Genomic DNA, 14,723 nt, shown 5'->3' on the forward strand with positions numbered 1-14,723 from the left:
CGAATGGTTGGCACCGACGACGCGCAGTAAGCGCATCACGCACCGTCGATCCGGGGCCTAAGTCCCATCGCTCCGCTTGCCGCGGGCGACCTCGCGCATGGCCTCGTCCGGCAGCGGCCGCTGAAGCTGCAATGCCTCCTCTACCGGCGCCTCCAGCCACGTGCGCCACTCCTCCGGCGTGGTCAGCAGCGCCGGCATCGCCTTCGGATGCACCGGCCCGACGACGCCGTTCGCCTCCGTCGTGAGGAAGGCGTAGAGCCGGTGTTCCTCCTCGACGGGCTCGTCGCGCTTCGGGCCGCGCACGCCCGTCCACGGTCACCAGATCCCGGCGAAGGCTACCTTCCACTGAAGCTAAATTTCATCTTAAAATTGCTTGCGTTGAAGCCACGACCAACCGGAAGGAGGTTGTTCTGTGACGTGTGATGCGGCTGTAGGTGTCACTCTCAGCCGCCGGGATGAGGAAGAATGTACGCATTGCGACACGATCGGGCATGGTTCTAAGTTCGGTACATGTCCGCACTGAAATCACGCCGCATCATATTTAGCGCATTGGCGACGCTCAGCATCCTAGTCGGACGAGCAGTTGCCGAGGATGGACCATCGATCGCTTGGCCGGAGCCCGACGGGCGGGCCACGATAAGCCGACCGTTCGCTGGCTCAACCATCGCGGTCAGCGTTTCGTCACGCACGGCCGGCGCTATCGATAGCCTGACTTGGGCCGGCACGCAGTTCATCAACGACCACGACCACGGTCGCGAACTGCAATCGGCCTCGTCCTACGATGGCTATGGCGAGTGTCTCAACCCGACCGAAGCCGGCAGTGATGGGGACGCCAATGGCCCAAGCAGTTCAAGTTTGCTCACCGCTCTTGAGATAGGGCCGGCGATGCTGCTGACGCGCACCCAGATGGCCTACTTCATGTCGCCGGGCCGGCCGGTCGGCAGTTGCCCGAAAGGCCCCGGCCCTTACAACTCACCGCGTTCTGACGACGTTCTGACGAAGCGGGTCACCCTCGGGAGTGCAGGTGTCGCCAACGCGATCGAATACCGCGCGACCTTCACCACTGCGCAGGCTCACGACTCGGCCACCTTCGAAGTCGCGACCGCCTACATGCCGCCCGACTTCGCCCATTTCTGGAGCTTCGACCCGGCGACGGCCCAGGCCGCCGTGCTCTCGCCAGAGGCTGGGGAGCAGGGCCTACCGGTGATTCTGTCCACCGCAGACGGCTCGCGGGCAATGGGCGTCTACAGCCCGAGCCTGCCTCAGCCGGCGCTGCCGAACGCTGGCTATGGCCGCTTCGATTTCTCGACACTGCCGGGGGCCGGCAACGCCACAGTAAAGTGGAACTGCGTGTTCCGCGCGAATGCGATCCCAGCCGGTGACCACACCTACACCTGCTACGTGGTTGTTGGCACGCTACAGGACGTAAAGGACGGTATGCGCGTTCTGCGCACTGCGCTCGGTGGTGTCCCGGCGCCTTTTGTGCAATCGAACGCCGCCCCGGTGCCGCACGCTGAAGTCGCCACGGGCGTCGCCCTCTTTGTTGGAGTAGAGGCCGGCTGCAACGCTGGCGTCGTCACAGTCGATCCCGGGTACAGGGGATGCGCTACGGCGCCCGTGGGCTCAACCAGGTCGCTGCCTACTTCATCCGGAGATGTGGCCGTCTTTGTCGGCACGGCAGTTGGGCTCGACGCGGGGCTTGTCACCAGCAACCCAAACCATCTCAATGCCGGCACGCGGCCTATCGGCTTCCTTACCAACGTCGGCTCAGACGGAACCCCGCTCTATGTCGGCACCCAAGGAGGCTGCAACGCAGGAGTTGTTTCCACCAACCCGGCCCATCTCAATTGCCGCAGTGCTCCACTCGGATTCGCAGCGCGTTAGGGGGTGGGTAGGGCGCCGAGCGTCGGAGTTTCATGAGCCCCTGCCTTAAAGGCTGAGCGAAGCTGCTACAGGCGCGGCGAACTCCGCCGCAACGCGAGAGGCCGCTACTATGTCCCAGGTGCGTTCAGTGGCCATCGCTCTCGCGCTCGCCGCCGCCGCCGCCGCCGCAGGTAGCGCAACCGCGGCCGAGCCGATCGTCGGCCGGGCAAACGTCACTGACGGTGACACGGTCGTCATCCACGACACCCGCATCCGTCTCCACGGCATCGACGCCCCGGACAGTGCGCAAATTTGGCAGAACGCCGCCGGCAAGGATTACCGCTGCGGGCAGGTCGCAGCTCTGGTACTGTCCGATCCCATTCGAGAGGCACCGATCGCGTGTGAGCCTCGCGACACCCCAAAGTACGCTAAATCGTTCGCGATGCGGACGGTGCGTCGGCCTAGGCGGCGGGAGCGTTATCCACTGCCTTACCTCCGTGTGAAGCAAGGGACGAGATGTCCGTTTAGGGCGCGTCGGTGTCAAAGACCTCGCGGAAGAAGGCCTCGACGATGGCACGCCGCTGCGTCGGGGGGGCGTCCAGACGGCGAACGAGGCGTTCGAGCAACCCGGCGAAGAGACTGACGCGACCATGAACGATCACGTGTGTGTTATCATTGACTACGAAGGCCGCGACGCTGGGCGCGTCGGCGACGCGCAGGCAGTGAAGGTAGTCCATCCAGTAATGCGACGTGATCGGGTTCTCGAGCTCGCCCGCGGCGATCGCTACGACACGCAGGGCTTCGAAGTCTTCACAGCCACGCAGGACTACATTCAGGTCGATAAGATCGTCGGGTGTCACTAGCGCACGAACGCCAACGAAGCCGATCCCCGCCTTGAATGCTGCGTCCGAAAAAGTCTGTGGGGCGCACGCTACCACTGTCGGTGCGGCAAGATACGTGGACGCTACCAGGGCGGCGTAGGCCCCCGATGACTGTCCAAACAGAAGCGCCCTGGCCCTGCCGACCTCAGGCACTAGGAACCTCGCGCAGAAAGTAGGCAGGTCGGGCAGGATCCGCGAACCCTGGTACCACCCGCTCTCGAAATCCTGTACGTAGATCACCGGACAAGCGAGGCGAGCCGCGACCGAAAGCATGTAGAACCGTTCCCGGTTTCCGGCAAAGATGACCGCGACCCGGTCGCTGCATCGCCCGTGATCGAAGATCACGCAGCCGACACGGTCCGCGCTCTTATCGAGTTCAGCGATAAGCGCTCGCAGCTCGTCGTGTCCGAGTTCCGTCAAGTCGACCGTGTGACGCGCGACGGGATAAGCGAAGCTGGTATCCCCGGAGCGCGCCGCCCCATCCCTCACGGCATCCTGCGCCTCGATTCCGAAGGGGGCCGGCGAACCGCCGAATCCGGCCTGGGACCTGTCTCGTTGTGAGCGATCAGGTTTGAATCCGATTGCTCTTCCGATCCTGAGGTAATGCTCCGCCGGACTGCGGCAAAGGTCGCTATGATCTGGGAAGTGTTGCGCATAGAGGCGAGAGTCGAAGGCCGGGCCGGGGTCGCGACCCTCGGCGGCCCCGTAGCGCACGAAGTGCTCAATCGCATCAATTCCCGCACGCGCCACATCCGGGTTGGCGGCAAGGTACCAGGTCACGTCGAGTAGACCGCTACCGTGGAGCAGGTAGGTGAACGAAGCGTCGTCGTCGGGGAGCCAGGGGGGACGTGCGGTTCCAGCGCCGATGGATGTCATGGCATGCAGGAATGGCCGCGCGATCGCGCGGGCACCGAGATTGAGCGACGCAAGATAGCGACGCGTGCTGAAATTGGGGCCCGGATCGAGATGCTGGTCAAGGCCGTATAGGCAGAAGTGCATAATCGATCCGCCGGCCGGATCCGTCGGAAGTGATTGACGATCCGCGTACCAACCGGGGTCGAACAGGCCCGAGTCAATGACGGTCGCTAGGACGGATGGATCGACGTACGTCGGATCGTGCTTCTTTCTGATGAACCTCAGCATCGGGTAGATCGAGTTTCCATCGCGAGCGGTTCATCCCCAGGCGGAACGGCCAGCGCCATGCTGATCGTCGCGAGCGCGATGCGCTAGGCGCCGCGGCACATTCAGTTGCCTAGGTAGCCGGTCCGCGGCTCAAATCGCAACTGTGTCGCCCCCTGGGACGCTCGGCGCGGGCTCGACGCTGTCCTTGCCAGAAGTCGGAACCGCCGGTAGGTGGCTTCTGCTGTCGCGACGCCACCCGAGGCGATCAGACCGGACGAAACCGAAAACCCCAGCAGCCACTGTTGCGGCGGCAGAAGCTGAGCGCATCACCCCATTGAGCCCTTGACCGTCAAGCCATCGAGGGGCGAACGAGGATCTACTGCAAAGGCGGTTAACTCATTCGTCGAGCGCGAATCAGCCGCCGCGATCCGATCCCTGTGGGTCGTTGTGCGGCGTAGCGCAGCTTGTCGTTCAGCCCGTTCGGGAAGAAGCCAATCGGCGTCCCGTTACTGTTGAGGTAGACCACGTTGAGCATTTGCTGCGGCGTACGCGAGAAGGTGAGGCCGGCCATGTTGGTTGGAGTGATATTGACGTGTCGGCGTCGCCGATGCCCTGGGCGAGGACCCCCGTTCCATCAAGTAAGTCGCGCGCTCGCGAGACAGGATTGGCAGCGTCGATGAAGCCGCGACCATAGAGGAGCGGGCGAATTGCCCCGACGTGGTAGGCCTCCACCGCCAAAATGCTGGCCGCTCCAGCGAGCAGGCCTTGTCCTGGATGAGGGGAGGAGCGCCGTTGTAGGCGGTGACGCCCACATCCTCGAAGATGAACGAGGCGAGGAGGAAGTTCACGTCGTTAGGTGTTTGATCCAGGCGTTTAATGGTGCATTCTTCACGTCCGAGTGGAGGGATGCGCTATGGGCCAGGTTCTGCACGGCAACGCCACGACGACTGTGGCGATCCGTCGAACGACCCAGCATAGTCAAGCGAGCCTGAGAGCGCTCTCGAAGTGCTACGGGATCAACCAGAAGACAGTCGCCAAGTCGCGGGAGCAGACCTCGGTCGCCGACCAGCCCACGGGTCCGAAGGATTTGCGTTCGACGGTGATGCCACTGGAAGACGAGGCGGTCGTCGTCGCCTTTCGCCGTCATACACTCCTCGCTGGACGATTGCCTCTACGTGCTCCAGACGACGATACCGCACCTGACCCGCTCGTCACTGCACCGATGCCTGCAGCGCCACGGCATCAGCCGATCGCCGGAGGTTGATGGCACAATCCCAAGCAATCGCGATTCAAGGCCTACCTGCTTGGAGATACATCAGAATTTGTCATATTGTGGATTCGATAATGCGGGGTCTAATATTAATTATATTTTACAAGTAAATTTGACAAATAACTCACTCCAAAAAACTACCTATAGCAGAGGTGCTGATGTTTCGTAATATAAATAGAAATGCCAAAAAAAGAGTTTTAAATAATGAACTCGGTCCAGATTTTGCCTCTAAAATCGAGGCGTCAGGCTTGTTTGACGCAGACTGGTATATTCAAAAATACCCTGAAGTTAAGCAATTTACAGCTGGAGCATTTAAGCATTTTTGCCAGTACGGCATCTTCGAGCACCGTAATCCTGGACCAAACTTCGATACTGCACGCTATCTTGCCGCCCATCAAGGAAACGAGAAAATACGTCGAGCACCCTTTGTTCACGCCTTATTGAACCTCGAAGCTGAGCCTGAACGACCGGTTTGGCTTTCCAATGATACAGAAACATTCATATATCTACTTGAAAAAAGTGGACTGTTTGACGAAAAATATTATCTCGCAGAAAATCGTGACGTTGTTAGATCAAAATTAGATCCACTGGATCATTACGTCCGGTATGGAGCATATGAGTGTCGTGATCCTAGTCCTAAATTTGAAAACGAATTCTACAAAGCAACGTACCCTGTTTATTTAGACGAGTTCAATGGTGCAATAGACCATTACCTCCGAATTGGACAACGGGTAGGCCATAAGATCAAAGGACGTGGCGAATATCAACGCTGGATTGATACATTCGATGATCTTGAGCCATCGGAGCTTAAGCAGATCGAAACCTACGCTGAACAATTCGACTTTTCTCGTTTCACCTGCATTCAGGTTCTTGATGTTACCGCCTACTTTCATCTTGACCGAATTTTAAGCGCTTACGCAAGCCAGATCGGTGCGGTTTCTCGGCTTCGACTTCTGCGCGGTATGGGCATTAGCGACAGTTCATGGGATGCCTGTATTGCCCGATATTCGGATCATTCCATCGTTGAGTTGTACGAAGATGCGGCTGATGTTGTGCGTAATCTGTCCGACGGCGACAGGATTCTTTTGTGCGCCGGCGCGAGTATTCTAAGGCCTCATAGTTGCGTTGCCGTATTGAGCGCCCTCGCATCGCAAGAAGTTACCGGCGTGTATGCCGATCACGACTACTTGAACGAGGCGGGAGTCCGTTGCGCTCCAGTCTTTAAACCCGCGATGTCGCCAGAATTCCTGCGTGGAGTGCCCTATGCGGGCCCGATCGTTGGGATTCGCGTCACGTCGGTCAATCTGCCTTCCCTTGTCGAGACTCTGTCTCAGGAATTCAACCTTGAGCGTGCTTGGTCCGATCTTCTTCTCGCGTGTGACGAGCGGCACATTGCTCATATTCCACTCCTCCTCGCCCATGTGATAATTGCATCGCCTTTGAACGAAACCCAATATTACGAGCCGGCACATAGCGAGGCGCTCCCCGATCCGGCTAGTCTTGTTCCACCCTTGTATTTCTCGACCATTCCAAAGGTACGGATTGTAATTCCTACACGAGATCGTGCCGATTTGCTCCAGGAGTGCATCGATAGCATTCATCGAATGACCGAATATCCCTCAACCGCCTATGAAATCGTTATTGTTGACAATGACTCTGTAGAAAATGCCAGCGTAGCGTACTTCGCAAGCGTCGCTGCTGAGCCAAGCGTGCATATTATCTCATCGCCTGGCTCATTTAACTTCTCTGCACTCTGTAACGCGGGGGCGCAAGGTGCGCAGGCGGAGATTCTAATATTTCTTAACAACGACATGACCGTTATTCGAAAGGACTGGATACATCAACTGGTGTTACACGCGCGGAGGCCGGATATCGGCGCTGTTGGCGCCCGTCTTCTTTTTCCGGACGATACCGTCCAACACGGTGGTGTTGTGTTAGGTGTCCAGGGTGTGGGGGCGCACCGTTTGATCGGTTTTGACGAAATTGAGGCGCAACTTATCGACGCAACTCGAGAAATGACTGTTGTCACAGGCGCGTGCCTCGCAATCCGTCGCTCGCTCTTCGAAGAGCTCGGCGGCTTCGATTTGACGTTGAAAGTCGCGTTTAATGATGTGAAGCTGTGCCTGGATGCTTTTCGCGCCGGGTATAGAAATATCTATGTAGGAAAAGCGCTTCTTTACCACCACGAGTCGAAATCACGCGGCTACGATACATCCATCGAGAGGCAAAACAGGAATAATCGCGAGGCAATTTATGTTCGTGAGCGTTTTGCCGAGTTCTTTCAGGATGATCCGTCGTACAATCCAAATCTCTCTCTTCAAGCCGTCGGAAAGCTCGGATTTCCGCCACGGAATGTCAGGCCATGGCGGCGGGGCATTGGGGGGCGTCCCCGGGTCATGCTGCTTAGCTGTGTCCATGCCTTCGGCCATGGCGTTGCGATGGTCGTTGCAGAACAGGCTGCATTTATGTGCCGCCTCGGATGGACGGTCCTGATTGCCGGTCCTAAGACTGACCACGATATCGATTATCCGAGTTGCGAACGGATCATTTGCTCGAACTCTGAGGCGGCAGCCACTATAGCAATGACAAAAGGTGTCGATTGCATCCTCGTACATACGCCGCCGTTTTTTACGATAACACTCTGTCTTGGACTGCGGCCGTTTATTTACTTCGTGGACCACGGCGAACCGCCGCCGAGCTTGTTTCCAGATGCTGATATTCGTAGGAAAGTTGATTGGGAAAAACGAATTTGCGCACCGCTGGCAAAGCGCGTCTTTACAATATCGCAGACAATTCACGATCAGCAGTACAGAAAAGATGCGCTTATTGTTAGAAACGGTAATAGCCATCTTTCTATTTGGTCCGACGATTGGAATAAGAGGCGTGAACAGCTCCGCAATAAGTTCGGGTTTGCAAAGCGCTTCGTCATACTTAATGTCTCACGGTTTGGCGAAGACGAACGTTACTACAAAGGCGTGGATCAATACATGGAATTGGCGAGGGAAGCAAATTTCTACTGGGATTGCCCTACTAAGCCGTTCCTCTTCGTTCATGCCGGACGTGGAAAACCTGAGGACGTCGCTTATGTGGAAGGCGCGGGTATCAGCGTTTTTTCTAATATTTCAAATGCGGAAATGGCCGAACTCTATGCGGCTGCTGACATTTTTGTCAGTCTTTCTAAGTGGGAGGGTTACAATCTTGGTATTGGCCAAGCGCGCGCGATGGGGCTTCCTGTCCTAGCATCGGACATTGAGGCACATCGTGAATTCGGGATTGAAACGTCGAATGATGTTCCAGTTCTTTTGAAGCTTCTGAATCGTTATCATCGTAGGTGGTTAGAGGGCGACTTGACACGGTGCGCAGAGGTTGAACCTTGGGACACGCCTCTCCGCCTTATCAAAGAGGTCATCGAAGCTGATCTGGAACAGGCGGGGCCGGCGCCCTGGTTCAGGATCGTGAGGGCTGCAAGTTAGCGTCCAGACCCATAACGGTGGCGCGGACGGTGTAGGTGTGATTCACGGCTTCCACGGGAGGGGCCGATGGATCAGTTTTGGCTGACGGACGAGCAGTTTGCGTGGATTGCACCGCACCTGCCCACCAATACGCGGGGCAAGGAGCGCGTGGACGACCGGCGCGTGATCAGTGGTATCGTCCACGTGTTGAAATCCGGTGGGCGCTGGACGGATGCGCCGCGGGACGTCTACGGGCCGAAGAAGACGCGTTTCACATTCGCTTCGTGCGCTGGGGGGCCAAGGGGATCTGGGTCGGGCTGTTCGAGGCCCTAGCCCAAGCCGGCGGGCCGCCCTCCCAGGTTCTGATCGACTCCACCGCCGTGAAGGGCCACCGCTGCGCCGCCGGGGGTAAAGGGGGAGCAAAGCCAAGCCATCGGCCGCCTTCTCCTGAGCTTGTCGAAGGACACGCGGCGGGCGCATGACCAAGATCCACGCCCTCACCAACCGTGCCTGCCGCCTGCTCGCCTTCCTGCTGACGGACGGACAGGTGGCGGATTGCAAGGCGGGGGCGCAACTCCTGGAGCGTGCGCCGGCGTGCCGGATCATGCTGACCGACAAGGGCGACGACAGCGATGCCATCCGTCATCAGATCGAAGTGACGGGGGCGGCGCCCAACATCCCGCCCAAGTCCAATCGGCAATGGAAGCCGTGCTTCTCCTCGGTCCTGTACAAGGGCCGCAACGCCATCGAGCGGATGCTCGGACGCTTCAAGGACTTGCGCCGCGTCGCCACGCGATACGACCGGTCGGCCATCGACTACCCGACTGGCGTCTGCATCGCCGCAACCGTCAGCTACTAGTTATGAGTCCGGAGCCTAGGAAGCGCTTCGCTAAGAAGAAGGGTAGCGTATGCGCGATGATGCACTCGACGGCGAGCGCGGCCGCGTCCATTGAGGTCGAGATCGCGACCCGGCGGCATCCCCAATAGGGACGGTCCCGACGAGTGGTCGGGCCGCCGACGATGACCTCCCCGCCGAAGCAGACGAGGAACGCGGCCTGCTGCGCCACCACCTCGGCGACGCCGTACCCGATCCCATGAACGGACGACGTGATCCGCGGCCTGCGCGCGCTTGGCCTTGACCGCCGCCACGGACGTACGACCCGCGGCGGGACCGCAAGGTGGCGGACGTTCTACAGCGACAGGTTGGGGCAGTAGGAGGGATCGTCGTGGAACCGCCCCGTAGCGTTCGCGCACGTAGGTTGCCTCGCGACGCTGTCGGGCTAGCTTGTGGGAGGAGTCGTCGAACCCGCGCGATTTCGACTTGTGCTGGATCAGGAGCGGCTCGGCGATGTAGAGGTTTCGATAGTCGGCTTCGTGGGCGCGCACGAACAGCGCTGTGTCGTTGAATGCCACGCCCAGTCGCTCATCGAAGCCGCCGAGCTCCTCGAATACCGCGGCGCGGATCACGAGGCATGCGCCCGTCACCGCGATCATCTCGCGCGTGACGTCGCGCTGGACCGCCCGGTCTGCCTTGAAGCCGACCAGGCGGTGACCGCCGACGCCTTCAATTTCCAAGATGACGCCGCCGTGCTGCACCGTCCGATCCGGGTAGTGCAGCTGCGCTCCGACCAAGCCGATTTCATGCCGCGCAGCTTGGTGGGCGAGCTTGTCCAGCCAGTCAGGTTGTAGAATCATGGTGTGGTTGTTCAGAAAGACCAATATCTCGCCTTCAGACCAAGCTGCCCCATCATTGCAAATCTTGGCGAAATTAGACGGCCCCGGCGATGATACGACGGCACAGCAAGGACGGGCTGCGAAAGCGTCGAGGGAGGCGAGCGCTGCGGCGTCCGTGGAATCGTTGTCGACCATGACGAGCCGCATCCGCTCGCGGGGACAGGTCGGATGCTCGAAGAGGCTATCGAGGCAGGCTTCCAGAAACTCGGGCCGGTCGGGGGTCGGGATGACAATCCTCACCGGGGGCCAGGTCTTCTCCGTCGACGAGTTCGGATGGGGCGTCGATGCCGGCAGGCCAAGCGCGGCGACGGACTCGTAGACGACCTCCTCCCCATCTTCGGAAACGGCCCGATCGAGGAGGCTATATAACGGCATCAGCACTCGCATCACGCGCGTCGCGGGCGGGCCAAGCAGGAGGCGGGCTCGGGCCGCCGAGGGATCGGCCGTCCTAAACGCCTGGGTCGGACAAGCCCGGGTCTCTACCGTCAGCGCCAGGGCGACGACCGGCCCGGCATAGGGGAGCCGTGCCATTAAGTCTGGGGCCATCGCTGGTTTGAAGACCGGATGGCCGTACACGCCCGCATCGTCGATCCTGTCATTGTCGCTGGAGGCCGCCAGCATCCTGAAGTGTTCGAGGGCGCGGGCGAAGACATACGAGGCCTGCGGGCGCAAACGCACGCCGCTCCCGATGACGATAAACACAGTGCCGTCGGCGAGGCCGGCGAGCGTCGCGCCCGGTCCACCGCCCACGAGGAGTGGCTCGGCTCTGATTTGGGCGGCGAGGGCCGCCCGCACCGCGTCGTTGTCGGCCTCGTTTGGCGAAACGTACCACGCGACGGCCGGTATGGGCCGAACCGCTGCGCAGCGACGATGCGCGCCTCATCCGTCGCCCTTAAAGCCAGGAAGCGTCGGACCCATCGCTCGTATTTCGGCAGCCCGGTGGCGGTGTAGCCGGCCGCGCGGCTGATCCGCAGGACATGCTCCAAGGGAGGGGCCCAACGCCAGGAATGACGGATCGCTCCCAGCATAGAGGGCGGTTTCGAAGCCCGGGCCGGGATCGCGCCACTCGCGCATCCTGTGGTCCAGCAGATGCGAGATTGGATCCAGGCCAACGCCCACCAGGTCGGGGTTCCGGGCTTTGTACCATTTGGCGTCGAACAAGCCGCTGCGTTCCAAGAGGAAGCGCAGTGATCCAATGTCTTTCGCAAGCCGGAGACCAAGCTCCTCGATGTGCTCGCTGCCGAGGACGTGCAGGAATGTCGGGGCTGTGAGCTTTCCCGCCTCGGGGAGGAAGTTCAGATATGCACGCGTATCGAAGTTCGGACCCGGATCGCGATGTTCGTGGATACCGTACTAGCAGAAATGAACGAGCGGCCCCGCCCGGAAGGAACGAATTTCTCGGTTGCGCAGCAAATAGGGTTTGATTCGAAGAGGCCGGAAGCTTGCACGGCGTCGACGACCGATAATTCGGCCTCGCTAATTGGCGCATGGTTCAAGGTCTGAGCGGATCTTCTACGAAAGAAGCGCATGAAAACTGAATTTTTGTGTGCTGCCCGATACACGGACTTAGTTCCGGCCGTGCATTTTACCCTGAGTCCACGTTGGATGGGGCGACTAATCAGAAGGCTGAAGAGACGGCAACAAATGTCGTCGAAAAGCTATCATAAGGCAAAGCGTGTCTCCTTAGCCTCACCGAACGTGCAATTGCGTACGGGGCTGCGTCGACGGCTAGGTTTGCGCTCGGACACTCGTTAACGTCCGGTTAAAGCATGTGATGCGTTCTCAAGGTAGCAGCCGTGGCCGAACGGACCGTAGACCTTCTCGGACATCACCGACGGGCGATTGGCGCCCTAGCCTGCCTCGCGGCGGTCGCGTTGATGGTCTCCGCACCGGCCGCGGCTCAGGTTCGAGCAGTTCCTCGCTCCGGCGGCAACGCCGTCCTCAGCCGGCTCAAGCTGACCGTCAACAAATCCCAGACCATCAAGGTCGACAGCGCATTCGCAGACGTTCTAGTCGGGTCGTCGGAGATTGCCGACGTCGTGCCGATCAGCGATCGGACGATCTACCTGTTGGGAAAGAAGACCGGCACGACCAACGTATCGCTGATTGATGCCGAGAAACGGCTCGTCGGCCTCCTCGACATTGAGGTGCGTCCCGACGTCGAAGCGATCACCTCGCAGGTCCGGCAGAGCACCGGCCAGGGCAGCCTGACCGTGGGCAGCCAGGGCGATCGTCTGATCCTGGGCGGCGTCGCATCCGATGGGCCCGCCGTCGACCGCGCGATGCAGGTTGCCCCCCCGGGCACCATCAACCTAACTCGGGTCAAGTCCCCGCAGCAGGTGATGCTCAAGGTCCGCTTCGTAGAGGTGAACCGTACGGCAGGGCGAGAGATCGGCGCGCGCTTCGAGTTCGGCGGCCCGCGGACGCTGGCCGCGGTCGGCAATTTCGGTGGCCTTAACCAGGCGACGAGCACTCAGAACCCGGGCACCGGGCTCCTGTCGGGGCTTGTCGGTACGGCGGTCAGCGCCGCGACTACCGGCGGCGTGCCGTTCGGAACCCTAGTGCAGTCGTTCGGCGGCTCGTCGCGCCAGCTCGACGTGTTCATCAGCGCCCTAGAGACAAGAGGGCTGCTGCGGCGATTGGCCGAGCCGAACCTCATCGCGCAGTCCGGGGAACGGGCGGAGTTCCTCGCCGGCGGCGAGATCCCGATACCGATCGCCAACCAGACCTTCAATGGCTCGCCGCAGATCACGGTCTCCTACAAGGAGTTCGGCGTGAGGCTCGCCTTCACCCCAACGGTGTTGCGCAACGGCCAGATCAACCTCCAACTCGAGCCGGAGGTCAGCCAGATCGACCCGACGCTCGCTGTCGGCGTCGGCGGCGGCGTCTCCGTGCCGGGCCTGACCAAGCGCCGGGCGCGCACCAGCGTCGAGTTGCGCGACGGGCAGAGCTTCGCCATCGCCGGACTGCTCCAGACCCAGTCAACGCGCACCATCGAGCAGCTGCCGTGGCTCGGCTCGGTGCCGGTGCTGGGGGCGTTGTTCCGCAGCCCGTCCTTCCAGGACAGCGAGACGGAGCTGGTCGTCATCGTGACGCCCGCGCTCGTGAACCCGGCCAAGCCCGGCCAAGTGCTCGCGTCGCCGCTCGACACCACGCTGCCGGCCAACGACGTCGACTTGTTCGTCAACGGCAAGATGGAAATCGCCCGTGACACGCGCACCTTCGTGACGTCGCGTGGTGGCGCCATTGGACCTCACGGGCACATCGTCCCGGCCCCCGAGGCCGGGTCACAGATCCTGGTGCGTTGATGGCGGCTACGATGCCCTGGCGCCATCCGGCGCGCTGTCTCACCGCTGCCCTCGTCTGCGTGCTGACGGCAGGATGCCAGGACACTTATCTGGCCCGCCGCGACACGCTCACGGTCGGCTCGGGCGAGGCCGTCCAAGCCAACATCGCCAAGCACGTCATCGACCCGTGGCCGGCTCACGCCCAACAGTATGACCGGGACGCGAGCGGCGAGCGCGCTCAGCACGCGATTGAACGCTACCGCAACCCGGGCTCGGGACCAGGCGCGAGCGCGGGCCCGCTTCCGCCTCCGGTGCCCGTTGGGTCGTCCAACGCACCGCCAATCGGAGGGTCCGGTTTCCGGTAGGGCGCGTGCGATGCGAGGATGTTCGATGGACGATGGGACCGTGGGCGGGCTCGAGACGGCACCTGCGCCGCAAGGGCGGCCGCCCTTCTGATGCGCGCCGACCCGCCGACGGCGAGCTTGCACGACCGCGTGATCCGCTGATCCATGGGGGCGATGGAGGCTTCGGCCCGGTGCTGATCGACCTGCCCGTTGCCGCCGTCCTAGTTTGGGCAGCGATGGAGGACCTGCGGCGGTTCCGCATCCCGAACCGCGCCGTCACGCTTCTTGCGGGCGGCTTTCTCGGCGCCTGTCTCCTGCAGGGCCATGTGGGGCTGCTCCTCGCCCACGCCGCCTTCGCTGCGTTCGGTTTCGCCCTGTTGATCGGTGCGTTCGCGGCTCGGATGATCGGCGGCGGCGATGCTAAGCTGCTTGGCGTTGCGCTTCTCTGGCTCGGACCGGAAAGCGCCCTCGCTTTCGCCATCCTGCTGCTCTGCGCCGTGCTGCTCTACGCCGCGGGAGCCCGCTTTGGACTCGTGCCGTCACGGACGACGAACGGGCGAACACGCATCCCCTTCGGACCATGCATCGTTGCCGCATGGCTCGTGGTGATGGGGCTGCAGCGTGCCTTGTTATAGTTCCTCACGGGGGAGAGCGGCCTCCTTGTTCGGACCTTCGGGCCACGTACGGACATGTAATTGACTCGCCCGAAGGGTTAAGCAATCGTGAATCCACTCGGGCCTTACCCTCGTAGGATGAGGCCGACGGCAGGC

Annotated in this window: 8 protein-coding genes and 4 pseudogenes; 7 read left to right on the top strand and 5 right to left on the bottom strand. The window is 61.1% G+C overall.

The genetic code is table 11. The features are described from left to right. Positions 1 to 57 precede the first annotated feature (57 nt). Positions 58 to 336 (bottom strand): annotated as a pseudogene (locus tag MKK55_RS10035) (SOS response-associated peptidase family protein); the annotation flags it as partial. A gap of 174 nt (positions 337 to 510) precedes the next feature. On the opposite strand from MKK55_RS10035, the gene MKK55_RS10040 reads away from it, so the two are divergent. Then, positions 511 to 1,884, top strand: coding sequence for a hypothetical protein (locus tag MKK55_RS10040; RefSeq protein ID WP_243934514.1), 1,374 nt, complete (start codon positions 511 to 513; stop codon positions 1,882 to 1,884). Between the two features lie 11 nt (positions 1,885 to 1,895). Then, positions 1,896 to 1,940 (top strand): annotated as a pseudogene (locus MKK55_RS29325) (PsiF family protein); the annotation flags it as partial. A 447-nt stretch (positions 1,941 to 2,387) separates the two neighbouring features. On the opposite strand, the gene MKK55_RS10045 reads toward MKK55_RS29325, so the two are convergent. The 3 genes from MKK55_RS10045 to MKK55_RS29330 all read right to left on the bottom strand — a co-directional run bounded on the left by MKK55_RS10045 (position 2,388) and on the right by MKK55_RS29330 (position 4,774). Beyond that, a complete protein-coding gene (locus tag MKK55_RS10045; RefSeq protein WP_243934515.1) occupies positions 2,388 to 3,887 on the bottom strand; it encodes a hypothetical protein in 1,500 nt (499 codons plus the stop codon). A 370-nt stretch (positions 3,888 to 4,257) separates the two neighbouring features. Next, positions 4,258 to 4,437 (bottom strand): hypothetical protein, encoded by a 180-nt coding sequence (locus tag MKK55_RS10050; protein WP_243934516.1) that lies wholly within the window; start codon positions 4,435 to 4,437, stop codon positions 4,258 to 4,260. Next, positions 4,373 to 4,774 (bottom strand): ferritin-like domain-containing protein, encoded by a 402-nt coding sequence (locus MKK55_RS29330; RefSeq protein ID WP_409566047.1) that lies wholly within the window; start codon positions 4,772 to 4,774, stop codon positions 4,373 to 4,375. Before MKK55_RS29330 ends, MKK55_RS10050 begins: the two co-directional genes overlap by 65 nt. 5 nt (positions 4,775 to 4,779) lie before the next feature. Between MKK55_RS29330 and MKK55_RS10055 the strand changes: the two are divergent. The 3 genes and pseudogenes from MKK55_RS10055 to MKK55_RS10065 form a co-directional block, all read left to right on the top strand. Continuing rightward, positions 4,780 to 5,175: pseudogene (locus MKK55_RS10055) on the top strand (IS481 family transposase); the annotation flags it as partial. A 119-nt stretch (positions 5,176 to 5,294) separates the two neighbouring features. After that, positions 5,295 to 8,609 carry a glycosyltransferase gene (locus MKK55_RS10060; RefSeq protein ID WP_243934517.1) on the top strand — a complete coding sequence of 1,105 codons (3,315 nt, stop codon included), beginning with the start codon at positions 5,295 to 5,297 and terminating at the stop codon, positions 8,607 to 8,609. Positions 8,610 to 8,675: 66 nt separating this feature from the next. Beyond that, positions 8,676 to 9,447: pseudogene (locus MKK55_RS10065) on the top strand (IS5 family transposase). Here MKK55_RS10065 and MKK55_RS10070 read toward each other — a convergent pair. Beyond that, positions 9,444 to 11,117: a glycosyltransferase family 2 protein gene (locus tag MKK55_RS10070; RefSeq protein ID WP_243934519.1), complete on the bottom strand. Its 1,674-nt coding sequence runs from the start codon at positions 11,115 to 11,117 to the stop codon at positions 9,444 to 9,446. The pseudogene MKK55_RS10065 and the gene MKK55_RS10070 sit on opposite strands and share 4 nt — an antisense overlap. A gap of 1,001 nt (positions 11,118 to 12,118) precedes the next feature. On the opposite strand from MKK55_RS10070, the gene MKK55_RS10075 reads away from it, so the two are divergent. Both MKK55_RS10075 and MKK55_RS10080 read left to right on the top strand, forming a co-directional pair. Further along, positions 12,119 to 13,630 carry a type II and III secretion system protein family protein gene (locus MKK55_RS10075; protein WP_243934521.1) on the top strand — a complete coding sequence of 504 codons (1,512 nt, stop codon included), beginning with the start codon at positions 12,119 to 12,121 and terminating at the stop codon, positions 13,628 to 13,630. Positions 13,631 to 14,144: 514 nt separating this feature from the next. Then, positions 14,145 to 14,588 carry a prepilin peptidase gene (locus tag MKK55_RS10080; protein WP_243934523.1) on the top strand — a complete coding sequence of 148 codons (444 nt, stop codon included), beginning with the start codon at positions 14,145 to 14,147 and terminating at the stop codon, positions 14,586 to 14,588. The last annotated feature ends 135 nt before the right edge of the window (positions 14,589 to 14,723 follow it).

It is taken from the genome of Methylobacterium sp. J-059, assembly GCF_022829485.1.
Lineage (GTDB): Bacteria > Pseudomonadota > Alphaproteobacteria > Rhizobiales > Beijerinckiaceae > Methylobacterium.

Bases quoted from the DNA above. Each gene is read 5' to 3' on its own strand.
- MKK55_RS10045 (WP_243934515.1), bottom strand. From the start codon at position 3,887: ATGCTGAGGTTCATCAGAAAGAAGCACGATCCGACGTACGTCGATCCA.
- MKK55_RS10060 (WP_243934517.1), top strand. From the start codon at position 5,295: ATGTTTCGTAATATAAATAGAAATGCCAAAAAAAGAGTTTTAAATAAT.
- MKK55_RS10050 (WP_243934516.1), bottom strand. From the start codon at position 4,437: ATGGCCGGCCTCACCTTCTCGCGTACGCCGCAGCAAATGCTCAACGTG.
- MKK55_RS10040 (WP_243934514.1), top strand. From the start codon at position 511: ATGTCCGCACTGAAATCACGCCGCATCATATTTAGCGCATTGGCGACG.